Raw genomic sequence first — 25,273 nt, 5'->3', positions numbered from 1 at the left:
GGAATTAATCTGCGAACCGGGCGTCAATTGCGGGAGACAAACCTTGATCCAGTTTGAAGTCCAGGTGACCAACGAGGATGTTAATCCGCTTACACACCAGCGCCCCATGCTCTCCAATGTCCGGATGCTCCTCAGCACTATTGGAGAGGGATATTATATTTCCAAGAACGTTCTGGACCACACGGTTGCGCTCACCGAGCGGTTTGTCTTCGGAGAGAAATATCTGAAGAACCGCCTTAAGGCCTATCAGGGCCAGAAGCGTGTAGCCTTTCTATATCATGGCTACTTCCAGACACGTGCGGGATTTGAGCGTCTGGAGGATTTTCTCGAAAGCCCGCTTTTTGATGTTTTTGCTGTTTCAGGGGGCTATCAGCCGTACTCGCAGGATATCCGCCGTTCAGCCGAGCATGAAGCGAAGATTTTTGAGTACGTCATGAAAAACACGGATGCCGAGGAGGTCTATCTCGTCGGCCATTCGCAAGGCGGCCTGGTGGCACGTTACATGACGCAGAAGCTGGGAATCACGCGGAAAATATCAAAGGTCATTACTCTGGCGACACCTCATCAAGGCAGTTATGCGGGTGTTGCCGGATACGCACATAAAATTGCGGTTTCAGCATTGGGTATGGTGCCAGGCTTTCCTGCTATCGCTGGTGAAAGCGGAATACAGATGATTCCGGGATCGCGGTTCCTGCGAGAACTGAATGCGCTTCCGCTTCCTCCGGGCATTACATGGACAAGCCTGTACAGTTATGTCGATCCGCTGGTCTGGCCGCCGAGCTATGCGCGGATGCCCTATTCGGAGGCACAGAATATCCTGCTCAAAAAGATCGGCCACCTGGCCGTGCTCTATAATGTGCAGGTTTACGAACTGATATTGCGCACGCTGCTCCTCACCCGGCGCGGCGAGCGACTGGATTTTGGCAAGCTCATCGACCGCGATGTGCTGGTCATGAAACGGCTGGAACGGCAGGGGCAGCAAATTGAAGAAATCGTATCATCGTCTGACTGAGAAAGACTTTCGTATTCACTGGAGCGTGGTTTCCTGGACACTGGCAGCACTTGTGGCCGCTGGTGTTTTCGCAGCATGCGCTGTCCAGGACCGGCGAGGATTCGTCGACCGTTTCCCGGACCTGAGACCGCTTGATCTCAGCCGCCCGCTGAACATTCGTGTGGCGCTGGCCGAGCTTCCCGGTTTGCCCGTGCTGTCTGATCGCGATGTCCGCCGGATATTCGCAATCCTCAAGGAAACGGCCAAGACATACCTGGAAGCTGACATACAGTTTTCCGAACCCGACCGGGTTCCGATGGAGATTTTTTTCCGGCGGTACATTTATGCGGATGAGTTCCTGAAACTCCAGCAGGAAACGATCATTGATCCACGCAAGGAAGGCTCTGTCGATGCGCTTGCCGTTGCACTCAGGGTCAATATGCAGCCGGCCGATGTCAGCGCCATGATGGAAAAGGTCCGGGCGGGTGCAGATGCGGCAGAGATCGCTGCCCAGTGTACCAATCCGGACCGGTGCCTGAAGCGGATCAATGATTTCCGCAAGGACAAGTTTGACGCCGAGGACAAGCTTCGGAAAGCGCTTCGCTCGAATGTTCCACCCGTTGATCTGCCCGATCTGATGAAAGCCGTTGGCGACCACCCGCGTCTCGGACTGAAAAGCTCGGAATGCACGAATGAGGATACCTGCGTCCGACTGGTGGCTCAGTACCACATGGACTGGGTAAAGAAGATACTGGATATTCGCGATGTGAATGGGCGGGAAGTGTTCGCTCGCGCCTATCAGTATCTCCAGTATGAAGCATGGGACTGGCTTGCCCGCCGCCAGAAGGACTATGAGCTGGTAATCATCAATGTTCCGGTCGCCAGCGCCGAGATGACGGCGACCTGGCCTGTATCACTACGCGGCGGCATTACTACCGGTGTCACGAGCATGAGCCCAGGCCCGCTGGGTGGCATGGTGGTGATGAGTATTTATCCGTTCGTGGCGGATAACGACGTATTCAATGAGCTGAGGGGATCCCCACCGGAAGCTACCGCCATTGATGATTTTGCCTGGTACACGACCCATGAGCTGGGACACCTGATCCGCCGCTGGGATCATCCGGCAGGATATCCGGAAGGCTGCGTCATGACTCCCGCTACCGATATTGATTACGCCAAATGGGTCCGTGCGCTCAAGGCCAATGGCAAGTGCGAGCCGGCCCCCCCTGTCCTGAAGCGGTACTAGAAAAACGAGCCCTGTACCGGCCGGGGATGCCGGCAGGTGATGTCGTTTGTTGTCTCGGCATTCAGGCCAAGACGGCGGCAGGTGGTTTCGAAAAGGTCTTCGATGACTTTCCAGCGTTCGCCCTGGCCCTCCATTCGTGAGCCAAATGCCGGATCATTCAGTCTTCCTCCCCGTATTGCGCGTATCGCAGAGAGGATTTTCCGGACCCGGGCCTCTGGAAGCAGTGCTTGAATGCGTTCGGTAAAGACGGGAAGCACCTCCCGGGACAACCTGATTGGGGTAATAAATGACCATCGGGCTCCGGCCCTGCGGGCCCTGCCGAGCACATCGGGAATCTGGTCGTCGTTCAGTCCCGGGATGACCGGGGCAAAGGCCACGCCGACGGGGACACCGGCATCAGCGAGAATTCCGATTGTTTCAATTCGCCGCTCTGGCGAAGGAGCTCCAGGATCCATGAGACGCGCCAGTTCGGCCAAGCCAAAGGCAATGCTGATGAATACCTTGACCGGTGCAATGCGATTCAGCTCTGCAAGCAGTTCGGCATCACGTCGCACCAGGAGGCTTTTGGTCACGATGCCTGCGGGATTCGCCCACCGCAGACAGACTTCCATGCAGCGGCGTGTCAAACGGTAATTTGCCTCCAGGGGCTGGTAACAGTCGGTGATTCCGGAGAAGGCGATGGGCTCGCCCAGCCAGGACTTTTTCGCCAAAGCACGATCCAGAAGTTCCGGCGCATTTGTCTTCACCACTATTCTGGTATCGAAGTCGGTTCCGGCCCCGAAATCTATGTATTGGTGATAGGGTCTGGCATAGCAGTATGAGCAGGCATGCTGGCAGCCCCGGTAAGGGTTGACGCTCCACCGGAAGCCCACGTCGGGGCTTTCGTTTTCGCTCAGGATGGAACGGGCGTTTTCCTCGTAGACGTGGAGTTCCGACACCGGTGGCGGCCCCAGCCATTCGACTTCCGATGATCGCCACGGATTCGGAGGATTTGAAATGTGGCGAAGCATGAAAGCATGATACGTATATAAACCGTATAGTCAAGCCGCTTGTGGACTTGCGGCGCCGGAAGCGGCTAAGGGACCCGCTCGTCATGGCAAGACCATTAATCCAGATCAATGTCGTCGGCACCGACAAGAGAGGCGTCATCGCCCGGTTTACGGGCGAAATCTTCAAGGCGGGTGGCAATATCGAGGACCTGGAGCAGCATGTCCAGGACCAGGTATTCGCCATGACACTTGAGGTGGACGCTTCTGATCTGAAAGTCCCTCGTGCCGAGTTCGACCAGGCCCTTCGGATTGCCGCTGAAGATCTCCAGATGGAGCTCAGGGTTTATCACCACGACCAACCCCGGCGGGCTCGTGTAGGGGTGCTGGTGACACGGGAACCCGCCTGCCTGAACGCGCTGCTGGCAGCCCAGAAATCAGGGCAGCTCAACGGGGATATCGTCACAGTAATCGGGACCACTGATGCGCTGGCACCACTGGCAATGGACGCCGGATTGCAGTTTCATCATGTCGAAACCGGCAACCAGGCGGTTAACGAGGGAAAAATACTCGAGATTCTCTCGGGGGCGAATATCGATCTCGTTGTACTGGCCCGCTACATGCGCATACTGAGTCCGAAATTTGTACTCCGGTATCTGTCGCGGATTATCAACCTGCATCCGTCTCTTCTACCCAGCTTTCCTGGGGCATCGGCCTACCGGCAGGCCCATCAGTTCGGTGCGCGGATCGTGGGCTGCACTGCCCATTACGTCACAACGGATCTCGACCGTGGTCCGGTGATTGCCCAGAGTGCTTTTGCTGTGGAAACGAGCGGACAGGAAAAAATAGAGGACATCATCCGTCGAGGGCAGGCTCTTGAAGGCGAAACACTGCTTCGGGCTGTCCAGCTTCATCTTGCCGGCCGCTTGCGCATCGTCCGTAACAAGGTCGAAATACTTTCAGAATAACTGACTCTCAGTCCTTGGCTTCTGCCGGAAGCAGAACCGAGAATGCGGCACCGCCGATGGGGCTTTGTGTCTCGAGCCGGACTTCGCCGCCATGGCGGGTGGCGATGTTCTTCACGATATACAGCCCAAGCCCTGATCCTCCGCTCTTGCGGCGAGAGGTAAAAAATGGCTCAAAAATCCGTTGCTGAAGTTTTTCGGGCACTCCCGGGCCGCTATCAGAGACCGTAATCCGGACTTGGTTGCCTTCCATGCCAGTCTCGACTCGGATCCTGCGTGAACCAGGCTGGCTTTGCATGGCCTGCCGGGCGTTCTGAAGCAGATTGATAATGATCTGCTGTAACTCGCTGCCCGACCCCCGGACTGGTGGCAGCCGGTTCCCGAGATTTGGCTCAATCTTCACTCCCTCGCGGGACAGTTCGTATTCGCTGAACGACAAGGCGGCTTCAATAGCCCGGTTTACATCCACGAGTTCCCGGTCTTCGTCGCCACCGGGGCGGGCATAATTCATCAGGTTCCGTGCAAGCTGTTGGATACGGTCCAGCGATTCCCGCGCAAACCGTGCGGGCCGGGCTACCAGTTCCGCTCCGCCCACCGAATCTACCAGCTTAAGCAGCATGTCGGTCGCCCCACTCAGTACCGTGAGGGGATTATTCAGTTCATGCACAATGCCGGCGGCCATCTCCCCCAGCGTTACGAGCTTTTCCGACTGGATCATTCGCCGCTCCAGATCCGCTTTCTCGGTAATATCGATAGCGACGAGCACAATATCCTTTTTCCGGGTTTCTGCTGCGGGAATTGGTGCGGCGTTTACCAGCCAGCGCCGGACGGATCCGTCCTTCGCAAGAATGTCCACTTCCTCTGGTGGAACTGCGGAACCTTTGCTGACTTCATGAATAATCCTGCTCCAGCGGGTATACCGGGCATCCACTACCACGATATCAAAGGCATCCGTATCGAGAACTTCGGATTCCCGGTAACCGGTGAGCTTTTCGGCAACTGGGTTCATCATTTTCACCCGGCGCTGGCCATCGACAATAACGATAGCAGCATTGGTGTTATGAATAATTCCGTTGAGGCGGGCATTCAGCCGGTCGCGCTCCGTTCCAAGACGCTGGAGCTTCTGTATGGCAGCGAACTGGGTGGCGGCGAGTTGGAGAACCCCTGTACGTTCTGTATCTTTCCAAGAATCATTTGAAAATTCAGCCCATAAATAACCCAGACGACTCGAGTGCCCCGCAACCGCCATGATGCAAAGAGCCTTCGCATCAGGGGTAAGAGGACGATAAGGGGAGATAGAGCTCAGATCACGTATCAGCTTTGGGGCATCACCAGGACGGGGGCGCCCAAAAGTCCGCTCGATCTGGTTAATTTGGAACTGCTTTCCTTCCACCTTGCGAAGCAGACCAGAGCCGAATTCGACCGTCGCAACGCCGGCCGTCTCTTGCGGCATGATCAGGGCAATGTGGACGCCGGGGAAATGGCGGGCAAGCAGTTCCCGGAAGTCCCGGCCGATCGAACCCCCGTTCCGTCCTGCCGAGACCGACTGGCTAAGGCGCGTCAGCGCCTGAACCAGTCCGGCGTTCCGGGCAGTCTTCTTCCTTGAGGGGAGTTTCCGCTCAACCATCTTCAGTATTCGTTCCGGGTTTACCCGGAGCCCTATGCTGTGGCCAGGTATCGGCTTTGTGAGTTGCCGCAGACTCACCACCTTCGGAGGAACGCTCCAGATCAACAATCTGGGTATTGTTCAAATACTGCTTGGTCTCGAACTTTGTCATTTTGGTGATTTTCTTGATCGTATCCGCCATCCGCTCTGCCTCATTGGCGATTTTTTCCAGCAAATCGCGGGATATCTGGTCCAGGTTCCCTCGCTCCTTCAGCATCAGGGTGAAACCTGTTATGGCAGTGAGCGGCTGGTTAAGTTCATGCGCAATCGTACCGGCAGTGGCGAGCATCGCCCGGGTTTTTTCACTCTCCATCAGCTTTTCACGCGCCCCGGACAGTTCCTGCTCGATACGGATCCGTTCGCGAAGGTCCTGAAATATTCCAACGGAGCCGACTTCCTGGCCAGATGCATCGTGAAGGAGCGATGCGGAAAGATTGACCGGAATTTGTTCTCCGTTCTTTCCGACAATGAAATAAGATGAAGTCTCCAGTTTCCCGATGCCGCCAAAGTCGGGGGAGCGGAGCTTGCGCATCACATCGCGCTCCCCGCCTTCGGTGTAAAGTTCAGCGATATGCATTCGGCCAACCACGTCTTCGACGCGGTAACCGGTGACCCGCTGCGCTCCCTCATTGAAGACGACGATCGTCCCTTTCCGGTTTACAGCTATGATCCCGTCTACCGAGCTCTGGACGATGGATTCCAGAAAATCCCGCGTCTTGTACAGCTCACTCTCCAGGTAACGGCGATGAGTCCGGTCGACGGCAGTAACCAGAAACCGGCGCGTGTTTCTGGTCAGACTCTGTATCTCAAGTTCACAGCTGCGGGCTCCAGAAGTTCCGGTCTGGAAGCGGATTTCGGGGATAACCACGGGAGCAGAACTTTCCGGTGCGAGACGAAGTGCACGGTCAAAGACATCCCTTTCGTCTGCTGCCACGAAGGATACCAGCAGGTGGCCATTGGTAGAATCGCCGGCGAGCCCCAGCAGCTCGCTGGCAGCGTGATTGCTGCCTTCGATAGTTCCATCAGCCTTGAGAATGAACAGTGGGGCCGGAAACGATTCGAAGAAATCCCGGTGGAACTGGCGGAATTCCAGTGATCTGGCCTGGGCACGGAGCCGTGCCTTCAGTTCCGAGAGATCGATCGGCTTTCGGATAAAATCGTCTGCCCCGTTTTCGAGGCAGCGTACCAGGATCTCACGGTCGCCATGAGCGGTCATCATGACGATAGGAATCTGGCGGATAGAACGTTCTGCCCTGATACGGGTACAGACTTCATGGCCGGAAATATCCGGAAGCATGATGTCCAGCAGGATCAGGTCAGGTTCCTCATCCCGCACTTTTGCGAGAGCCTCGCTGCCGTTAATGGCCGTCAGTGGCGAATAGCCGGAGCGTCTGAGGTACTGTTCCAGAAGAGCGAGAACAGACGGGTCGTCATCGACGACTAGAACCCTGAGTGAATCAGCCGGATCTGGGCGTGTCACGCAGCCGCTCCGCGCACGGTAGTTTCCACGAGCCGGGCAGGATCGAGCACAAATACTGGCCGCCCGTCTCCCAGTATGGTGACACCTGCCAGAGCCGGAATCCGCTCAAGCGGCTTCCCGATCGGCCGGACAAATACCTCCTGCTGGCCAAGGAAACGGTCTACAGCGATGGCCACGGAATGCCGGCCTTCAGGCTGAATAATGACAGCATGCCGTCCGATACCGGATGCCCGCTCCAATCCGACGACTGTCTGGAGATTGAGCAGGTTTTCCAGTGAAAAGAGCGGGATGGTTTCGTCGCGGAACTGACAGAATTGCTTGCCGCGGTTTGTGAACACTTCCCTTGGTTCCAGTACAATGGTTGAGTGAACACGGCTCACCGGGATGCTGAATGTCCGGCCTGCAGCCTGTATCAGAAGCACGTTGGTGATGGCTATGGAGCGTGGCAGCTGGAGTGTAAAAGTGGTTCCTCGGCCCTGTTCGGAATCAATCACCAGTGTGCCGCCGATCTGCTCGACAGCAGTCTTGACGGCGGACATTCCCACACCCCGTCCGGAGGTTTCGGTAAGCGTGGATGCGGTGGAAACACCCGGAAGGCATATCAGCATCAGCGCTTCGGCACGGGTGAGGTGAGGGACCCGGTCTGCAGCCAGCTGTCCGGCTTTGACCGCCTTGGCAATGACCCGCTTTTCGTCAATGCCCTTCCCGTCATCACTAATCTGGATGATAGCCGTGTCCCGGTCCCGGTAGGCCAGCATCCGGATGTGGCCGCGCTGGGGTTTTCCGCCTTTAACGCGGTCCGCCGGCAATTCAATGCCGTGGTCGACACAGTTCCTGAGAATATGGATTATGGGATCCACGACGGCTTCCAGTACGGCCCGGTCGGTTTCCAGATCTCGTCCTGCGATTTCGAAATCGACATCCCGGCCGCTTTTACGGGCTGCTTCACGGACCGCGCGAGGGAAGAGATCGGCTACCGAATCAAGAGGCATCAGCCGGACCCGCATGACCTGATCCGAGAGGTCGCGTACCAGTGCATTCAGGCGATCGACGGCTGACCGAAGGGCCGGATCATCCAGATGTGAGGTGGCCTTTTCGATTCGGGCGCGGGCCAGGATGAACTCGCCAACCATGTTGACGAGCTGGTCGAGAGTTTCAATCTTGACGCGGACAGTGGTTCCCAATGCCCGCTTGTGCGATACAGACCGGGCTTCCACCATATTGACGGCCGGTTCGGCGGGTTTCAGTGCCTGTACCTCGACCTGTACAACATCGGTGATCGCCCGCAGCTGTTTTTCGAGTTTCTCAGGATCACTGACGGTGAGAACCGCTTCTATGAGATTGTCGAATTTTCCGGCCCTGATCTCATCCATGGTGTGGTTGAGCGATGCGACGGGGCCCGATTCCTGGAGTTTTTTGCAGACAAGGAATCCCCGGACTCCGAGTGTCTGGCACTTGTCATCAATCCTTACGCGGACCCGGTATGACAGTCCTTCCGCCTGCCGGGGTTCGGGTGCGGCGACAACGCCCGCTGACGCGGCATGGGCGACCGGCAACGGACCACCGCGGACTGATCCCGCCCGTTCACGAATCCGGCCAACCAGGGCGTCGGCCGGCGGCAGCGGGTTGTCTGACTCCCGGGCAGAGATCATGGATCGGAGCTGGTCGATGGTCTCCAGGACCAGATCTACTGATTCCGGTTCAGGACGCATCTTGTCCCGGTCATAGCGGCTGAAAAGGTCTTCAATGGCATGGGCAAGCGATGCGACTTCGCCAAAGTCCATGGAGGCCGCCATGCCTTTGATCGAATGAGACAAACGGAAAAGTGACTGGACGGTTTCGGAAACGTCCTCTTTTTCCAGATCCACTGCCAGGGTGGACATCTGTGAAAGCTGGTCAGTCGCCTCGTTCACGAACAGGGCGCGGTATTTGCCCATGTCCATGGCGACCGGTCCTCTACTTTCAGTCCAGGCCGAATAAGGATCCGGCACCCCGGGAGTTGGGGCAGATCGTCTGGCGCCCTAGAGCGCAGCGACCTTACGGACCACCTCGACGACTTTTTCCGGTGTAAACGGCTTGACTATGAAATCGCTGGCACCGGCCTCAATGGCTTCCATTACGAGCGATTCCTGACCCAGCGCAGAGCACATGATGATTTTTGCCGCGCTGTCGATCTGGCAGATTTCCTTGACGGCCTCAATACCGCTTTTCATTGGCATCACAATATCCATCGTGACGATTTCCGGCTTGAGCTCATTGTACCGCTGCACGGCCTCGACACCGTTGGCAGCCTCGCCTACGACTTCGAACTCGTCGCTGGAGAAAATATCGCGGATCATATTCCGCATGAATACCGCGTCATCCGCGATCAGTATCCGTATCGCCATACCTGACCCCTAACTTGATGCCTTCCAGTATAGGACTGCCTGTTTCAAGCTAAAACAGGCAGTCCATCCTGTGCAACAGGCCCTGTGGATCGATCCGGTTCACTACCGTCCCCCGATCCTGCCACAGGGCATCGACAAGGCCGTCCTGGGCCTCCTCAGGGCGATTCCATCCGTCACCAATTTCGACAATGGATTCAACCCCATCGACCCGGAGTGCGACCGAATATTCTTCGGATCGCATGACAAGCCACACCGGAAACCCCTTGCTCTCGCCCTCCAGGTCCGGCGTTCCTGACTGGCTGCCCCCCAAAAGAGGAAGGCTATCAAAGACGGCAATCAGACGTCCATAGTATGAAAACACGCCCAGGCAGGGCCCCGGCGCGCTCGGTACCGGCTCCAGTTCGTGTTCTCTTTCTTCGACCACTTGCAGGACGCGCGCCAGTTCTATGGCGTACCGTTCCGCCCCACAACGGAAAATCACATACTGGGACGGTGCCGTGCCCATGCCTGTTAACCGATCAATACCTCATCATCCGTCGGGCTAAGTCCCGTGCCGGGCAGCGCCGGCTCGCTGCTTACCTGAAACCGGTTTGCCAGCATTTTCAGCGTTTCGGCCATTCTGGACAGATCCTGCGCCGATTTGGCCATCTGCTGCATTGACGACGTTTGCTCCTGTGTGGATGCCGATATTTCCATCGTGGCTGCTGCGACGTTTTCGGCAACCTTCTGGATATCCTCGATGGCCTTGAGCATTCGCTGTGACTGATCCGTCTGGCCGGTAGCAAAGTCGGAAATCTGCTTGGCAAGACTCTCGGATTCGGCCACCGAGGCAACAATTGCTTCCAGCGAGTTGCCAACCGTGGTGATGTCCACGCGGCCTTTCTCGATCATGGTAATCGAGGTTTGCATCGATTCGAACACGCGCCGGCTCTCGGCATCGATGCCTTCGATCAGATCGGAAATGGCCTCGGCAGATGTGGTCGTGGACTCCGCCAGTTTCCGGATTTCATCCGCCACAACAGCGAACCCGCGGCCATATTCACCGGCACGGGCCGCCTCGATGGTTGCATTGAGTGACAGCAGTGTCGTTTTCTGTGCGATACCGCTGATCACATCGACGATCTTGTTCACCTGCTTGGTCTTGTTGGAGAATTCGACAACGAGTTTGGCCGATGCTTCCACCCGGGCGAAAACATCGGCCATCTTGTCAACCGCCTGCCGGGCAAGTTCGGACGATTCCCGTGCGGTCTTGGCCGCCAGCGTTGCCGATGCCTCGCCATCGCGGGCGCTGCGGTCGGTCATCTTGAGTGCTTCGACCATCTCCCGCATGCTTTTTGTGGTGGTCTCGACCAGTGCTGACTGCGATTCAGTGCCCCTGGAAATATCGGCCATGGTCGATGCGATCTCGGCCGTGGACGAACTCATCTGTTCCGCCGTCGCAGACAGATTGTGTGTCGAGGTGGAAAGACTCCGGGCAGTCCCCTGAATCTGGTTTACCAGTGCCTTGATATTCTCCCGCAGCCGGTCAATCGCTTCAGCGACTTCTGTTATTTCGTCGTCCGGGCGACCGGGGGCTAGGGCGACCGGCTGGTCGAGTTTGCCGGCGGTAACCCGCTTGGATGCGTCAATCAGCCCTTCCATGTCGTCGCTCAGGGGGCGGACTACCCGCCATTGGACGAACAGGGTCGGCACGCCGGCGGCGGCTACAGCGACGAGGACGATTGTGGCGAAGGGAAGTCCGGGGAATAGCTGGACATAGCCCACGACAATGAAGGATGCGAGAAATGCTCCGCCTGCCGAGGCGAGAAGCAGTCTCGTACCCAATGGGATCCGTTTGCGGTTCATGTCGGCGGAATGCTCTTTTCCCGTGGGACCGGGAAGTATTTTGCACGGTTTGGCCGAAAATCTCAAGCATTTCAGGCGGTCATACGGGCTGAGGTAGAATGACGTCAAAGTCAGTGAATCAGGCCGTGACTGGCCCTGTGGTATCATTAAAGGCTAACCTTGTTACAAGATCGATGAGTTTCCCTGATTCGCCCGCCGGGGCTCACGCCACTGCGATGCGCCCGGAGTTTGTGGTTCGGACATTCCGTGCCTATCTGGTGATTGCGGGTCTGACTTTCACCATCATCCTGCTTCTAGGGGCACCGGTATTTCTCGAAAAAACCCCCTCCGGGGCTGGTTGGCTTCTTGTCTTGGTAACCCTTGTTTACGTGCCGATCCAGAGCCGGCTTTATATCTGGTGTGGCCGGTATGCCCGTGGCCGTCCACTGGAAGAAAAATTTCATCGGACAGTTTTTTCGGTTTTGCTTCGGGATTCCCTGTTCCTGTGTCTGCTGGTCTGGTCAGCCGGAACATGGACGGCATTTGTTTCCATGTTTGTGCTGGTCCCGATCCTCATGGGCATTCTGCTGCTCGATCGTTACCGGATCCGCCTGCTGGCAATCGCTGATGCGGTTCTGCTGACAGGTATCATCCTGCTGGAAACCTTTGAAATAATTCCCCATGTCGAATGGTCCCTTGAGTTTGTCAATTTGCAGACGTCGCGATGGCATGCGCTTCCCGTCATTGCCTCTTATGTGTGCTGCATTTTTGTGGTGTATTCCGTGGGCCTGGCAGTGCTGGAAGAACTGGCACGAAAACGGGACGAACTGGAAGTAGCTGCCAGCCGGGATTCGCTTACTGGCCTGTATAACCGCCGGGTTTTTGAGCTGAGTGCGATGAGGGAGCTGGAGCGCGCCGCCCGCACCGGCACGGCCGTAACGTTCGCCCTCGTGGATATCGATTTTTTCAAGCGGGTGAACGATTCCAGGGGGCACGCCGCCGGTGATCTGGTGCTGAAAACCGTCGGCGGTGTTTTCGACCGGTCCTTGCGCCGGGGCATGGATTTCGCGTTCAGGTTCGGCGGGGACGAATTCGTGCTGCTGCTGACCGATACTGGCGGAGACGGTGCCCGGACCATCCTCCTCCGTATTCTTGATCAAGTGCGTGATACCCGGTTTGTGGATGGAGCGGGGACGTTCAGCGTGACGCTCAGTCTGGGAGCCTTTTCTGTCTGGGCTGCCGCGAACCCGGCTGATCTGGACTATTGCCTGGAGCGAGCCGACCAGTGTTTGTACCGGGCGAAGCGTTCGGGACGGGATCAGCTCGTAATAGAGGAAGAGCGGCGGCATCAGCCGGCGGAAGCCGACAAGGCAACCGGGATATGAACGCTTTTCTCCAAGGTATCGGCAAAACGGTCGAGATCCAGTGGTTTCGGCAGAAACCATGTTTTGGATGCCGCCAGCACCGAACGCAGGTGTTCTGCCTCAGCATAGCCTGAAATGAACAGTACCGGTAATCCGGGCTGCATGGCACGCAGTTCGTGGAAGGTTTCGATGCCCGATTTCTCCGGCATCACCATGTCGAGAACTGCGACATCTACCGGCTTGTCCAGACGTTCCATCCAGCGGAGGGCATCAACGCCGCTGGAAAACGGCATGACGGTATGGCCCCGGCGCTCAAGCAGTTTGGCGACCAGCACAAGATTCGACTCTTCGTCATCAACGACCATTACCCGTAGCCGCCGGACAGGCGCAGCTGATGCGGATGCGGTTCCTGGCGTTTGTTTGGGATGAGGCATTCCGTCGGCGGCAGGCAGGGTCAGAACAAATGCGGCGCCTCCGAGTGTGGAACTCCCGGGTTCCAGTGAGCCTCCATGCTCGGTGACGATCTTGCGGGCCATGGCCAGTCCCAGTCCGGTTCCGGAACCGCGCGGTTTGGTGGTGTAAAAGGGGAGGAAAATCTTTTCATGCAGCTCAGGGGGGATACCGGTGCCGTTATCCTCAACCGCAATAATCACCTGCCGTCCATCCCTGGATTCGTCGACGCTCATCAGGATCCGCCCATCCCTGGAGCCAATGGCATCCCGCGCATTCAGGCACAGGTTCAGAATCACGGTGGAAAGCAGGTTTTCATCTCCGAGAATCTGGCGGCGGGTGCGGATATCGATGTCTATGAGTATCCGCCCGCCCATGCTGGCCCGGGCGATCTGCCGGGTATGTTCCAGAAGCTCGGCAGGGTTAACCATCCCTTTCTGAAAAAGCTGGGGACGGCTCAGATTGAGCAGATTGCTGGTGAGGGCTGTTCCCCGGCGTGCAGCCTTGATGATGGCGTCCAGATTTTCGGCGGGCTCTGTGCCGTCCGCTGCATTCAAACGCTCCAGCTGGGCAAATCCGTTGATGGCATTGAACAGGTTGTTGAAGTCGTGGGCGATACCGCTCGCCAGTGCCGCGACCGCCTCATAACGCTGGGCCCGGCTCAGGCGCTCCTCGGCGATACGCGCATTGGTTACATCGCGGGCGGTTCCACGGAACCCCACGAACCGTCCATCGCTATCCAAAATGGGCGTGACTGTTGTTGAAATCCAGTGGAGTGTAAGGTCGCGCGCGACGACGCTATAGTCGAGCACCCCGCCTTTCTCTGGGTTGCCTCCGTTGAGCCATGCGTCAACACGTGTCAGATCGTCGGCGCTGCAGATCGACCTGAAATTCCGTCCGGTCAGTTCATCTGGCCCATAACCGAGCAGGGCACGGGCGCTTTCGCTGACAAAGGTATAGTTCTGGTCACGGCCGCATTCCCAGATGATGTCCGAGATGCCGTGGATCAGTTCATCGTATTTTCGGGAAACCTGAACCTCGGTTTCCAGTGTGCGCTGGAGGGCACGGAAAGTGACCCATCCTACGAAGTTGCCAATGATCAGGGCGCCAGCCACCGAGCCGACCGCCCCGAAATTGACCACAGCGAGACTTACATACTCGTGAAAAACCGGCTGTGAGTGGATCGGGGCGTAAGGAATAAGGTGCCGGCTTTCGAGAAAAACGATGACCGCATAGGCGAATCCCAGAAATACCGACAGTCCGGTTCCAAACCGGGGGCCGGCCGTGGTCATATAGTAGACGGCAAGTACCAGGATCAGGACCACCCAACTCGTGGTCTGTGAGCCGGAAATGTATACGGTTGCCAGAACCAGTACGGAATCGATGGCTGCCTGGACATATTCAAGCCAGTTATCGACTCGAGGGGATAGCGGGACTTTCCGGAATGTCCGGACAGCGAAGCACAGGAAATAATAGATTGAGGCCATGCCCGCCATGACATAACCGGCAAGCACGGGACTATAGGCGAGGCCGAGCCCTGCGGCCGGTTGCCGCCAAGTCAGCCAGGAACCACCTAGGATAACGGCTATGAAAAATACCCGGGCGAGGGGTCCGAAGATCCCGACTCCGGTCAGTTCACGGACCTGAACGGGTTCTATCGAGCGGATGGAAGGGCTGCCTGATAGCATTGCAGTAATACGGTCTGTACGTTTCCAGTGTGGCACGAACGCGGAAGCAGGGCTATTGGGTGACAATGGGGAGTAACGGCATTCATGCGGGCAGTTGTGCAGCGTGTCAGCAGGGCATGTGTCTGTGTGGATGGCGAAATGGCAGGGGAGATTGGCCCTGGGCTGTGTGTCCTGATCGGGATTTCGACAAAGGATAAAGAAGCGGATGCCCTATGGATGAGCGAGAAGCTGCTGAACCTGCGGATACTGAATGATCTGCAGGATAAGCCGAATTTGAGTATTCGCGAGACGGGCGGTGCCATACTGCTGATTTCCCAGTTCACGTTGCTGGGAGACGCCCGTACGGGTCGTCGGCCGTCCTATACAGAGGCCGCAAAGCCGGAGCATGCCCGGCCGCTGTTTGACCGGCTGGCGGAGCTATGCCGCGAAGGCGGCACCGTTTGCGCCACAGGCCGTTTTGGGGCCCATATGCAGGTGGAACTGGTGAATGACGGACCATTCACGATTCTTCTTGATTCAGCCAAACTGTTCTGAGGGAATGGATGGTTCCCTGCGATGCGTGCATGAAGAGTGGTGAGACAAAAGAGGCGCGTTCAGGATGGGAAAACCCTCCGATCCGTATAGATCGCGAGGGCCGGTTCTGGAGCGAGGGTGAAGAAATCGTCCATGAGCGGATGCTGGATTTTCTTCGTCGTCATCTGCGCCCCGTGCAGGGTGGGGCGGGATGGGAGATTTATGTTTCCGAGTGGGAACGCAAGCCGGTTCAAATCGAGGATGTTCCATATCAGGTGGTTTCCTGCCGCGATGTCGGCGGCACGCCAGGTGGCATGCCGGAGCGGATTCTCATCAGGACATATGATGGGGCTGAAGAGTTCCTTGTTCCCGAAACGCTCCATTACCGGGGGAATGTTCCTTATTGTCTGGTAAAGAATGGAGCCGCTGGCGCCCGGTTCAGCCGCCAAGCGGCCCAATCCCTGTCACATCTCATGGTGGAACTGCCTGATGGACGGATCGTTCTGCGGTTAGGCAGTGGCGAATATGAATTGGGAAGAATGGAGTGACGGATCAGGGCGTAAGGCCTTCGCGCTCGATGATCCGGTTTGCATTCTCGGGGTTCAGGGCGAGTTTAATTAGTGCGCCGGCCAGTTCCACGTTGGTAATTGACCGGTAACGGTCCCGGAGTTTGCCTGCCCCGACCAGTGCGGCAGCCGAAAGTACCGTGTCGAACAGAGCCGAACCGGCCTTTTCCAGCGGCCGCGAATCATCGCGCCCCTGACCGGTAATAAAAGCAGGCCGGGCAATGATATAAGGGAGTCCGCTTTCACGGATTGCCTTTTCGGCCTTCCAGCGGGCTTTCATGTAGGCGGTGGGGTTACGCTCCGAGACGCCGGATGCCGACAGGTATATGAAGCGGGGACTGGCACCCGACCGGACGGCTGCATCAAGAAGCATTTTTGTCAGCCCGTAATCCACGGCCTCATAGCTGGCGGCTTCTTTCGATGTTTCGGCCATGCGTCTGCGGGTGGTCCCGATCAGCGCAAAAATTATTGAAGGCTTGAGCGAGGCAAGTGTGGCTGCCAGTGCGACTGTATCCCATGGAGTTGTGTCCGTGGATGCACCCAGGCCTTCGAATCTCTCCCGCCAGCCATCCAGGCGGGACGAATCGGGTCTCACATGGGCGATGGTGCGGATACCGCGCGGCACTAGCTGGCTTACCACCTCGCGGCCGGTAAAGCCGGTGGCACCAGCAACGAAAGCGGAGGATATATTCACAACCGGCTCCTTTGGCGAACAAGGATTACTCATCCCGGCCCAGCCGGGAATGCAGCCGTTCCGGTTGCTGCTACAGCAGCCGCTTGAGCCACTTGGTCTTGGTTTCGGTGTACGGCGGATAAAGGATCGGTGCGTCAAAGGCGAAGGGCTTTTTCAGTACCGATTTCCTGTGCGAGAACGTATCGAACGACTGCTTGCCGTGGTATGAGCCCATGCCACTGGGCCCCACGCCGCCAAACGGCAGGTCGGGGACCGACAGATGCACGACGGCGTGGTTGATCGCCGCGCCGCCGGAACTGGTCCGGCTGATAACGCGCTTCTGGACTTCATCATTTGAGGAGAAGACGTAGAGTGCCAGCGGCTTTGGCCTCTTGTTTACGAATTCGATCGCAGCGTCCATGTTCGGTACCTTGAGCACCGGCAGGATGGGCCCGAAGATTTCGTCCTGCATCACCGGAGAATCCTCACGTACGTTTCGCAGGATGGTCGGGGCAATATAGCACTGGGATTCATCGCCGGTTCCGCCTGTCACAGTATCACCGCTTCCCATCAGCTTCATCAGCCGCTGGTGGTGACGCTGGTTCACGATGCGGGCATAGTCCTTGCTCTGCTTCGGATCGTCGCCGTAAAACTGGCGGACGGTCTCCCGAAGCTTGTCGACGAGCCGGTTTTCGATTGACTCATGGGCGAGGATGTAGTCGGGGGCGACGCAGGTCTGGCCAGCGTTGAAAAATTTGCCCCAGGCGATGCGGCGGGCTGCCACATCGAGGTCAGCATCCTTGTCCACGAGCGTCGGGCTCTTGCCGCCCAGTTCCAGCGTCACCGGCGTCAGATGCCTGGCGGCGGCTTCCATGACAATCCGGCCGACTGTGCCGTTGCCGGTATAGAAAATGTAATCGAACTGTTCCTTGAGCAGGGCGGTGGTTTCATCCACGGCTCCCTCGACCACGGCCACGCAGTCGGGATCCAGGTACTGGGGGATCAGCTTGGCGAGCACGGCGGAGGTGTTGGGTGTCACTTCTGAAGGCTTCACGACAGCACAGTTGCCGGCGGCGATGGCTCCCATGAGTGGCGACATGGTGAGCTGGAACGGGTAGTTCCACGGGGCGATGACCAGAATGACACCGAGAGGCTCGCGAACGATCTGGCTCTGTCCCGGCTGGACGGGAAGAGGTGTCGAGACTTTTTCCGGCTTGACCCACTGGGGGAGCTTTTTCCGGAACAGGGCGATCTCCTGCGTCATAAATGAGACTTCAGCCATGATTGCTTCGAGGGGAGGCTTGCCCACATCCTTGTGAAGGGCGTCGACGATTTCATCACTATTGGCCTTGATCATGGCGGCGGCGGCCTTGAGCTGCCGCAGGCGCCATTCCAGAGGGCGTGTCCGTCCGCTTTCAAATGTGGTCCGGAGTTTCCTGACGATCCCCGGGATTTGCTGGGTGCTCATTTCGGTTTTCCTTCCTCTTTCGCTGAGGGGCCCTGCTTTTAGAGGCCGCCAAGCGGTTCCATCCGGCTTCATGCTATACCGTGATCCACCAAACCCCAAGTGGGGCCTCTGTCTCCGGGTTGCTCTTTGTTCTAGGATAGGCCGCTTTCGGAAAACGGGTGGGGCTGGTCCCGGAACAGGGATAGCGGAGCTTATTTTGAAGAACCCAAACGCAATCAGCCGGTCTTCCTCGTTCGGCAAGGCGGTAATGGCTGCCCTGCTGATTCCCAGCCTGACTGCCGCAATGACTGCTCAGGCGGCTCAAAAAGAAGACATCACCCAGTTTTCCCTCGAAGACCTGCTGAAGGCCGAGACGACTGTGGCTTCCGAAAAGCCCATGACCCGGCGCGAAACCCCCGGTGTCGTCACCCTGATTACCCGCGAGGAGATCCAGAGATCAGGAGCCCGGGATCTGGAAGAGATACTCCTGATGGTACCGGGATTTTATTTCGGGGTGGACGTTCACAGTGTCATCGGCGCCGGATTCCGCGGCAACTGGGGCCATGAAGGCAAGATTCTGGTTCTCGTGGATGGTCAGGAAATGAATGAGGGTTCCTACACCACGACCCAGTTCGGCCAGCATTTCCCGGCGGATGTGATTGAAAAGGTGGAGATAATCCGGGGGCCTGGATCGGCCTTGTATGGTGGTGCCGCTGAGCTGGCTGTTATCAACGTCACAACCCGTATCGGAGCAGACTTTGACGGCAGCTTCGTGTCGGCGAACGTGGGGGCTACGGCAGATGCCCTGGCGCGCCACAACTACACCGGAATTATTGGCGGCAAGCCGACCGATGACAGCTACGTGGGAGCGTCATTCCATCTGGGTCGTGGCGTCCATTCTGACCGCAACTATACCGATTTTTATGGAACGACCGTGAACATGGAGGACGCCTCATTTCTTAACCCTGTCAATGTGAACCTGAAGGGGGAGTACAAGGGCTTCCGGCTGCGTTTCATGCTGGATCACTACAGCACCCGGCATCAGGACAGTTTCGATGCGGTTCTGCCAGCACCAATTCATAACGATTTCCATTCATATTTTACGGATGTTTCCTATGCATGGAAGCCTGCTGATTCAGTGACGATCACGCCGCTGTTCAATTACCGGCGCCAGCATCCGTGGAATTCCCCTGACGGAGACCCGGCCACCGCGGAATATTACGAGCGGACCGTAGACCGGTACCAGGGGAGTCTGAAAGGTGCCTGGCAGGCAACCGATGAACTGCACCTGACAGCCGGGACCATGCTTGAGTTTACCCACGCGACAGAAGACAGCCGTTACCAGTCGACATTTCCGGCCTCTTTTGTGAATGGGCGCCGGTCGATCACCTACCGGAATGTTGCCGTCTACGGACAGGGGTTGTTCCGGCATGAAATTGCCAATGTGACGGCAGGGCTGCGGTTCGAAAATCACGAACAATACGGTTCGTCGTTTGCTCCGCGTGTGGCGATTACCAGGGCGTTTGGGCCATTTTACCTCAAAGGACTTTACAGCCGCGCTTTCCGGTCTCCGAGTCTGGAGAACATTGAGCTGAGCCCGGCGATTCAGCAGGAAAAGACCAATGTTTTCGAAGCTGAGGGCGGCGTCGAGATCGGCAGCTATGGCCTGTTTTCGGTCAACTTCTTCGATATCACCATCGAAAAGCCCATCGTATACAACTTCGACCCGGTTACCAGCACGGAAAGTTACCAGAACTTCAACAAGACGGGATCACGCGGCGTGGAATCGGAGCTTTCACTCCGTCATGACCGGGTGTACGCCAGTGCTACCTATTCTTTCTATCACACTGCCGGGAAGAACCGTGTGCCTGCCTACCAGATTCCGGGCCGTAGCGACATGCTGCTTGCTTTTCCCGGCCACAAGATCACCTTCAACGGCGGTGTTGTGCCTTTGGAAGGCCTGTCGATCAATCCATCATTGGTATTCATGAGTGCCCGCTATGGCTATGGCGCGGTGACAGGTGGCGGCACCCAGCTCATACGCAAGTATGATCCAGTGACGCTTCTCAATCTTTTCGTCCGGTACGATGGGTTGTTTATTCCACCCCTTTCCGTTGGAGCCGGCATCCGGAACCTGCTCAACGAAAACGCCGTCTACATACAGCCATACGACGGCTACCATCCACCACTTCCGGGGCAATCACGGGAGTTCATCTTCCACCTGTCACTTCAGATGGATGGATGGCGCAGGACGGGTGAGTCTGGATAAGCCATCGGCTAGCGGATCACTTCGGCAAGCCGGAGTAGTTCCATGCTGAAGTCCGCGTCTTCAGCCTTGGCTGCGGGCAAGTTGACGACGATGACCGGTTTGGTCTCCTTGGCTACAAGCCCGACACTGACGCCCGCTGTAACGAGATTTCTTTCGCCGGTAAAGGTGAGTGCGCCCTGTTTGCGTGTAATCTGGACGATGGCTGGCGCTTGCTTCTCCAGGCCGGCGCAGACGAACAGAACCTTGGAGCCGGATGATTCCAGCAGACTGCCCAGTCCTGACGGCTCCTGATACACATGCCGGGTAATTTCGACCGGTAGTCCAGACACCGTGGTTTCAGCCGCTGCGGACTGGAGCGCGGAACGAACAGACTCGCAAACCGTTGTGTCGCTGCCGGAGGGAAATAGCACTGTTACGAGGATTCGTCTCGGAGACTTCACTTTGAGCCTGGCATCATACGCCAGCGTCCGGAGAAGCAGCAGGGATAAGCGTGGCGGGGAAAGATCATCTTTCTCGTCGGCCTGGCTTATTGCCGGAGGTACCAGTGAACTGACCAGCATCAAGGCGGTGGCCATAATGTACAGGCATCGCTTGATGACAGGCTCCCCTTGGAAGAAGGTTGGTGCGAGTATGATTAGGAAGCCAGGATTTCGCAAGACATTGAAAGCAATAAAACCGGCTCTCACGGCATATTCGCTGCGTTTAAACGATTTTTGCGTGACGGAAATCACCCTCCAAAAGTTGATGTGCGGTTTGCCTCGTTCCACCGGAGTGGCGTGCTATATAGGAACGGAAGAAGAGGCGATGGATGGATAATAGTGACAATCCGCTTCTGGACATGCAGTTCAAGGTGCCGTTCGACCGGATTAACGCCTCCCACGTGGAGGCTGCGGCCGGGCAGCGTTTGGTTGAGTCCAAAGCTCGCCTGAATAGTTTGGCCGGATCCGCGGGGCCACGAACTTACGCCAATACGATGCAGGCACTGGAGGAAATTACCCGCGGGCTTGATTACGCGATGGCAGTCGCCGGGCATATGGAGTCTGTGGCGACAACTCCGGACCTCAGAACTGCCTGGAACAATGTTCAGGAACCGGTCAGCGAGCTTCATTCCAGCATCCTGTTCTCCGGGGGCATCTGGAATGCGCTAAATGAATATGCCGGAACGGCAGATGCCCGGGAGCTTGATCCGGTGCGCGCCAGATTTCTCAGGAAAACCGTCGACGAGTTCAGGCGTCACGGTGCAGCATTGCTGACGGAGCAGAAGAAACGGCTGTCGGAGATCGCGATGGAGCTCGCCACGCTCACGACGAAATTCAGCCAGAATGTTCTGGACGCGACCAACGCATTTGAGATGCTGATTGAGGACGAAGATAAGCTTGCTGGGCTTCCCGAGAGCGCGGTCCGGGCTGCCCGTGCCGACGCTGAGGCCAAGGGCAAGAAGGGCTGGCGATTTACGCTTCAGGCCCCCAGCCTGACGGCGGTGCTGACGTATCTGGACGATGAGAAAATACGGGAGCAGGTTTACTGGGCAGCGATGACGCGCGCGACCTCCGGTGACATGGATAACCGCCCGCTTATTGCCCGTATCCTTGCGCTTCGTTCCGAAGAGGCCCGGCTGCTCAGTTATGCAAATTTTGCCGATTATGTACTGGAAGACCGTATGGCTGGCACCGGAGAGAGAGCCATCCTGTTTGTTGAAGATCTTCGCCGAAAGACAGAAGACAGGTTCCGGAAAGAAAACGAGGAGCTTCGCAATTTCCGGCAGGAAATGCTGGGCAAGGGAGCCGGAGATCTCAAGCCTTGGGACGTAGGTTACTGGGCCGAGAAGCAGCGCAAGGTGCTGTACGATTTCGACGAGGAGGCACTCAGGCCCTATTTCCCGTTTCCCAGGGTCCTTGCCGGGATGTTTGAAATAGCCCGGCGCCTCTACGGTATCCGGATCACGGAGACTGACACAATGCCGGTTTGGCATCCATCGGTGCGGACATTCGCCGTTCATGACAGCGACGGCTCCCATCTGGGTTCCTTTTATGCCGACTTTTTTCCCCGCGAGACCAAGCGTGGCGGTGCGTGGATGGATGCCCTCATTACCGGGGAACCTGGGCTGGCCGGATTCAAGCCGCATCTGGGCCTGATCTGCGGCAATCTCACGCCACCCATGGATGGCCGTCCTGCGCTTTTGACCCATACGGAAGTGGAGACGATCTTCCACGAATTCGGACATTTGCTGCATCACCTGTTGAGCCGTGTGCCGGTGCGAAGTCTGGCAGGAACCCATGTGGCCTGGGATTTCGTCGAACTGCCATCGCAGATCATGGAAAACTGGTGCTGGGAGCGCGAAGCGCTCGACCTGTTTGCCCGTCACTGGAGCACGAACGAAACGATACCGGAGGAGCTATTCCGTAAACTGACTCGTGCGCGGAATTTCAGGAGCGCGGCGGCGATGATGAGGCAGCTCGGATTTGCATGGACTGACCTGGCGCTACATGTGAAATATGATCCAGAGCATGACGGGGATGTAGTGGAGTTTGCGCGAAAGCAGCTTGCACCCTTCTCGGCGTCCGATCTCCCTCCCGGCTATGCGATGATTGCTTCCTTCACGCATCTTTTTTCATCTCCAGTAGCCTATGCGGCGGGGTACTATTCGTACAAATGGGCCGAGGTACTGGACGCAGATGCTTTCAGCCGGTTCCGACGGGAAGGAATATTCAATCCTGAAACGGGCCGGGAATTCCGCCGGCATGTGCTCTCCCGCGGCGATTCAGATGATCCGATGGAGTTGTACAAGAGGTTTATGGGGCGCGAACCGGATCCTTCTGCGCTTCTGAACCGGTCGGGTCTGCTGTAGACGGGGATTCTTGGCGAAATGACAGAACATCCCGCGCTACAGCGCCCCACCCCTGGAAGTTTCTGGCTGCTGGCACCATTTACCCTATTGCCGGTGGTATTTGGCGGCGAACTGGAAAATCCCGTGGCTCTCGGCCGTGCGGCAGTCGCCGGAATCGTGTTCACGATGGCGGGTTACGGGCTGAACCGGTATGAAAAGCTGTCGGAAACCGAACCGGACGCGCCCGGAAGGACAGGCGCGGTAATTCTCGTTGTTGTTCTGGTGAACATTGCTGTGGCGATGGGCATATTCCTGTCAAGGCCGTTGTTTGTTCTGCTGCTCCTGTACGGCGTGTCGCGCGTGGGCTGGCTCTATGCGAGGCGAGAGCACTCTGGCTGGCTTGGGCGTCTGGAACAGCAAAAGGCCAGCGCAATCGGGTTGGGCTATCTCTCTTGGACGACCGTGCTGATGCTGCTTGGCGGCGGGACAATAAGGTTTCTGGCTGGAGCCGTTGCGGCCGGCGTTTCACCGGTCCACTGGATCGCGCTTCCCATGGCGGTCATTGCCTTGGCGTTTGTTGTTGTTCGCGAGACCGACACTGCCGTAGACAGCATCACCAAGGCGCCAGCTCGTGCGGCAACGCTGGATGAAGAGTGAGCCTCATCCCTTCCTGAGTTCAACGGCCAGGTTATCCAGCCTGATTTCCCGTTCGGTTCCGTCTGACATCAGCTTGAGGCGAGTCTTGCCGGATTCCAGCTCGCTGTCGCCAAGAACGGCCACATACTTTGCTTTCAGGCGATCGGCATATCGCATCTGGCTTTTCAGGCTTTTCGCCCCATAATCGATTCCGGCCGGGATTCCCTCGCGGCAGAGAGCAAGTGCGAGCCGTTGTGTTTCATGGCGGGCTTTCTCACCAACAGAAACCAGGAATACAGCCGGCCCCGGCTCATCAGCCGTAAATCCCGCTGTTCTGGCCAGGTCGACCAGACGTTCTATACCGGCAGCAAATCCCATGCCTGGAGTGGGCGGACCACCCAATTCTTCCACCAGACCGTCGTATCTTCCTCCGGCTGCGACAGTCCCCTGGGCACCCAGCTCCTGGGAAACAAACTCAAATACGGTATGGCAGTAGTAGTCGAGCCCGCGGACAATACGGGGGTTAATGATATGGCGGACCCCGGCGCTGGCGAGTCCGTGCTTTACCGTTTCGAAATGGCGGCGCGAAGGATCATTCAGGAAATCGAGTCCTGATGGCGCACCGCCGGTTTTGTCCATATCGACCTTGCAGTCGAGAATCCGGAGCGGGTTGGTGTCGATCCGTCGCTGGCAATCGGCGCAGAAACCACCGATGAGGGGCCGGAAATGGTTCTGAATGGCCGCCCGGAATGCGATTCGTGATTCCATGTCACCGAGAGTGCTGATTTCCAGCGAGACTTTCTTCCGGATTCCAAGCCGCTCCAGCAGCGTATCAACCAGGGCAATGATCGTAACGTCAATGGCTGGCTCGGCACCGCCCAGGATTTCCGCACCTACCTGATGAAACTGCCGGAACCGGCCACGTTGTGGCCGTTCATGCCTGTACATCGGACCCAGATACCAGAGTTTGGAAATGCGGTCTTCAGTGTGCAGCTTGTGCTCGATATAGGCCCGGACAACGCCGGCCGTTCCTTCCGGACGCAGGGTCAGGGATTCACCGCTCCGGTCGCTGAAGGTATACATTTCCTTTTCAACGATATCGGTTGCTTCGCCCACGCTACGGGAGAAAAGCCTGGTCGGCTCAAGGATGTTGGTCCGGATCTCACGAAAGCCGAAGCTGGAAAGCACCTCGTGTGAAATGGCTTCCACCCGCTGCCACAGGGGCGCGTCGGCAGGGAGAACATCATTCATTCCCTTGACCGAGCGAACGGGTTCGTTGGAATGGGACATTGGAT

21 protein-coding genes are annotated in these 25,273 nt (G+C 57.4%); 9 read left to right on the top strand and 12 right to left on the bottom strand.

Going from position 1 to position 25,273, the window contains the following annotated elements; translation table 11 throughout:
- Nucleotides 1-43: 43 nt before the first annotated feature.
- Both KIT79_01435 and KIT79_01430 read left to right on the top strand, forming a co-directional pair.
- On the top strand, nucleotides 44-1,012 hold the full coding sequence (locus KIT79_01435; protein ID MCW5827953.1) for an alpha/beta fold hydrolase: 969 nt from the start codon (nucleotides 44-46) through the stop codon (nucleotides 1,010-1,012).
- The gene (locus KIT79_01430) at nucleotides 984-2,237 is read left to right on the top strand and encodes a hypothetical protein (GenBank protein ID MCW5827952.1); all 1,254 of its coding nucleotides are present in this window, start codon (nucleotides 984-986) and stop codon (nucleotides 2,235-2,237) included. Before KIT79_01435 ends, KIT79_01430 begins: the two co-directional genes overlap by 29 nt.
- Here KIT79_01430 and KIT79_01425 read toward each other — a convergent pair.
- Nucleotides 2,234-3,247: a radical SAM protein gene (locus tag KIT79_01425; GenBank protein ID MCW5827951.1), complete on the bottom strand. Its 1,014-nt coding sequence runs from the start codon at nucleotides 3,245-3,247 to the stop codon at nucleotides 2,234-2,236. The two genes, KIT79_01430 and KIT79_01425, sit on opposite strands and share 4 nt — an antisense overlap.
- Nucleotides 3,248-3,330: 83 nt before the next feature.
- On the opposite strand from KIT79_01425, the gene KIT79_01420 reads away from it, so the two are divergent.
- Nucleotides 3,331-4,191: a formyltetrahydrofolate deformylase gene (locus KIT79_01420; GenBank protein ID MCW5827950.1), complete on the top strand. Its 861-nt coding sequence runs from the start codon at nucleotides 3,331-3,333 to the stop codon at nucleotides 4,189-4,191.
- A gap of 7 nt (nucleotides 4,192-4,198) precedes the next feature.
- On the opposite strand, the gene KIT79_01415 is transcribed toward KIT79_01420, so the two are convergent.
- From KIT79_01415 to KIT79_01390, 6 genes are all read right to left on the bottom strand, one after another.
- Nucleotides 4,199-5,815 carry a PAS domain S-box protein gene (locus KIT79_01415; protein MCW5827949.1) on the bottom strand — a complete coding sequence of 539 codons (1,617 nt, stop codon included), beginning with the start codon at nucleotides 5,813-5,815 and terminating at the stop codon, nucleotides 4,199-4,201.
- Complete coding sequence (locus KIT79_01410; protein MCW5827948.1) at nucleotides 5,808-7,334, bottom strand: response regulator; 1,527 nt, start codon at nucleotides 7,332-7,334, stop codon at nucleotides 5,808-5,810. Before KIT79_01410 ends, KIT79_01415 begins: the two co-directional genes overlap by 8 nt.
- A complete protein-coding gene (locus tag KIT79_01405) occupies nucleotides 7,331-9,277 on the bottom strand; it encodes a chemotaxis protein CheA (protein ID MCW5827947.1) in 1,947 nt (648 codons plus the stop codon). The genes KIT79_01410 and KIT79_01405 overlap by 4 nt, the downstream gene beginning before the upstream one ends.
- Nucleotides 9,278-9,355: 78 nt before the next feature.
- Nucleotides 9,356-9,721: a response regulator gene (locus KIT79_01400; GenBank protein ID MCW5827946.1), complete on the bottom strand. Its 366-nt coding sequence runs from the start codon at nucleotides 9,719-9,721 to the stop codon at nucleotides 9,356-9,358.
- Nucleotides 9,722-9,770: 49 nt separating this feature from the next.
- A complete protein-coding gene (locus KIT79_01395) occupies nucleotides 9,771-10,226 on the bottom strand; it encodes a chemotaxis protein CheW (protein ID MCW5827945.1) in 456 nt (151 codons plus the stop codon).
- Between the two features lie 5 nt (nucleotides 10,227-10,231).
- Nucleotides 10,232-11,566, bottom strand: coding sequence for a methyl-accepting chemotaxis protein (locus KIT79_01390; protein MCW5827944.1), 1,335 nt, complete (start codon nucleotides 11,564-11,566; stop codon nucleotides 10,232-10,234).
- A gap of 215 nt (nucleotides 11,567-11,781) precedes the next feature.
- On the opposite strand from KIT79_01390, the gene KIT79_01385 reads away from it, so the two are divergent.
- The gene (locus tag KIT79_01385; GenBank protein ID MCW5827943.1) at nucleotides 11,782-12,930 is read left to right on the top strand and encodes a GGDEF domain-containing protein; all 1,149 of its coding nucleotides are present in this window, start codon (nucleotides 11,782-11,784) and stop codon (nucleotides 12,928-12,930) included.
- Here KIT79_01385 and KIT79_01380 read toward each other — a convergent pair.
- Complete coding sequence (locus KIT79_01380; GenBank protein MCW5827942.1) at nucleotides 12,894-15,047, bottom strand: response regulator; 2,154 nt, start codon at nucleotides 15,045-15,047, stop codon at nucleotides 12,894-12,896. The genes KIT79_01385 and KIT79_01380 overlap by 37 nt on opposite strands.
- An 84-nt stretch (nucleotides 15,048-15,131) precedes the next feature.
- On the opposite strand from KIT79_01380, the gene dtd reads away from it, so the two are divergent.
- Nucleotides 15,132-15,581 (top strand): D-tyrosyl-tRNA(Tyr) deacylase, encoded by a 450-nt coding sequence (gene dtd / locus KIT79_01375; GenBank protein MCW5827941.1) that lies wholly within the window; start codon nucleotides 15,132-15,134, stop codon nucleotides 15,579-15,581.
- Nucleotides 15,582-15,610: 29 nt separating this feature from the next.
- The gene (locus tag KIT79_01370; protein ID MCW5827940.1) at nucleotides 15,611-16,108 is read left to right on the top strand and encodes a hypothetical protein; all 498 of its coding nucleotides are present in this window, start codon (nucleotides 15,611-15,613) and stop codon (nucleotides 16,106-16,108) included.
- A gap of 4 nt (nucleotides 16,109-16,112) precedes the next feature.
- On the opposite strand, the gene KIT79_01365 is transcribed toward KIT79_01370, so the two are convergent.
- Entirely contained in the window at nucleotides 16,113-16,814 is a 702-nt protein-coding gene (locus KIT79_01365) for an NAD(P)H-binding protein (protein MCW5827939.1), read from the bottom strand.
- Nucleotides 16,815-16,890: 76 nt separating this feature from the next.
- Nucleotides 16,891-18,267 (bottom strand): aldehyde dehydrogenase family protein, encoded by a 1,377-nt coding sequence (locus KIT79_01360; protein ID MCW5827938.1) that lies wholly within the window; start codon nucleotides 18,265-18,267, stop codon nucleotides 16,891-16,893.
- Between the two features lie 196 nt (nucleotides 18,268-18,463).
- On the opposite strand from KIT79_01360, the gene KIT79_01355 reads away from it, so the two are divergent.
- Nucleotides 18,464-20,515: a TonB-dependent receptor plug domain-containing protein gene (locus KIT79_01355; protein ID MCW5827937.1), complete on the top strand. Its 2,052-nt coding sequence runs from the start codon at nucleotides 18,464-18,466 to the stop codon at nucleotides 20,513-20,515.
- An 8-nt stretch (nucleotides 20,516-20,523) separates the two neighbouring features.
- Here KIT79_01355 and KIT79_01350 read toward each other — a convergent pair whose 3' ends face one another.
- Complete coding sequence (locus KIT79_01350) at nucleotides 20,524-21,282, bottom strand: YfiR family protein (protein MCW5827936.1); 759 nt, start codon at nucleotides 21,280-21,282, stop codon at nucleotides 20,524-20,526.
- A gap of 41 nt (nucleotides 21,283-21,323) precedes the next feature.
- On the opposite strand from KIT79_01350, the gene KIT79_01345 reads away from it, so the two are divergent.
- Together KIT79_01345 and KIT79_01340 are read left to right on the top strand one after the other, a co-directional pair.
- Nucleotides 21,324-23,363, top strand: coding sequence for a M3 family metallopeptidase (locus KIT79_01345; protein ID MCW5827935.1), 2,040 nt, complete (start codon nucleotides 21,324-21,326; stop codon nucleotides 23,361-23,363).
- A gap of 18 nt (nucleotides 23,364-23,381) precedes the next feature.
- On the top strand, nucleotides 23,382-23,999 hold the full coding sequence (locus KIT79_01340) for a hypothetical protein (GenBank protein ID MCW5827934.1): 618 nt from the start codon (nucleotides 23,382-23,384) through the stop codon (nucleotides 23,997-23,999).
- Between the two features lie 3 nt (nucleotides 24,000-24,002).
- On the opposite strand, the gene hisS is transcribed toward KIT79_01340, so the two are convergent.
- Nucleotides 24,003-25,268 carry a histidine--tRNA ligase gene (hisS, locus tag KIT79_01335; protein ID MCW5827933.1) on the bottom strand — a complete coding sequence of 422 codons (1,266 nt, stop codon included), beginning with the start codon at nucleotides 25,266-25,268 and terminating at the stop codon, nucleotides 24,003-24,005.
- Between the last annotated feature and the right edge of the window lie 5 nt (nucleotides 25,269-25,273).

The organism is Deltaproteobacteria bacterium (genome assembly GCA_026129095.1).
Taxonomy (GTDB): domain Bacteria; phylum JAGRBM01; class JAGRBM01; order JAGRBM01; family JAHCIT01; genus JAHCIT01.
The sequence above is the reverse complement of the archived record's forward strand: the minus strand, read 5'-3'. Positions and strand labels throughout refer to the sequence as shown.

Bases quoted from the DNA above. Each gene is read 5' to 3' on its own strand.
- KIT79_01425 (MCW5827951.1), bottom strand. From the start codon at position 3,247: ATGCTTCGCCACATTTCAAATCCTCCGAATCCGTGGCGATCATCGGAA.
- KIT79_01420 (MCW5827950.1), top strand. From the start codon at position 3,331: ATGGCAAGACCATTAATCCAGATCAATGTCGTCGGCACCGACAAGAGA.
- KIT79_01415 (MCW5827949.1), bottom strand. From the start codon at position 5,815: ATGGTTGAGCGGAAACTCCCCTCAAGGAAGAAGACTGCCCGGAACGCC.
- KIT79_01405 (MCW5827947.1), bottom strand. From the start codon at position 9,277: ATGGACATGGGCAAATACCGCGCCCTGTTCGTGAACGAGGCGACTGAC.
- KIT79_01400 (MCW5827946.1), bottom strand. From the start codon at position 9,721: ATGGCGATACGGATACTGATCGCGGATGACGCGGTATTCATGCGGAAT.
- KIT79_01395 (MCW5827945.1), bottom strand. From the start codon at position 10,226: ATGGGCACGGCACCGTCCCAGTATGTGATTTTCCGTTGTGGGGCGGAA.
- KIT79_01390 (MCW5827944.1), bottom strand. From the start codon at position 11,566: ATGAACCGCAAACGGATCCCATTGGGTACGAGACTGCTTCTCGCCTCG.
- KIT79_01385 (MCW5827943.1), top strand. From the start codon at position 11,782: ATGCGCCCGGAGTTTGTGGTTCGGACATTCCGTGCCTATCTGGTGATT.
- KIT79_01380 (MCW5827942.1), bottom strand. From the start codon at position 15,047: ATGCTATCAGGCAGCCCTTCCATCCGCTCGATAGAACCCGTTCAGGTC.
- dtd (MCW5827941.1), top strand. From the start codon at position 15,132: ATGCGGGCAGTTGTGCAGCGTGTCAGCAGGGCATGTGTCTGTGTGGAT.
- KIT79_01370 (MCW5827940.1), top strand. From the start codon at position 15,611: ATGAAGAGTGGTGAGACAAAAGAGGCGCGTTCAGGATGGGAAAACCCT.
- KIT79_01360 (MCW5827938.1), bottom strand. From the start codon at position 18,267: ATGAGCACCCAGCAAATCCCGGGGATCGTCAGGAAACTCCGGACCACA.
- KIT79_01345 (MCW5827935.1), top strand. From the start codon at position 21,324: ATGGATAATAGTGACAATCCGCTTCTGGACATGCAGTTCAAGGTGCCG.
- KIT79_01340 (MCW5827934.1), top strand. From the start codon at position 23,382: ATGACAGAACATCCCGCGCTACAGCGCCCCACCCCTGGAAGTTTCTGG.
- hisS (MCW5827933.1), bottom strand. From the start codon at position 25,268: ATGTCCCATTCCAACGAACCCGTTCGCTCGGTCAAGGGAATGAATGAT.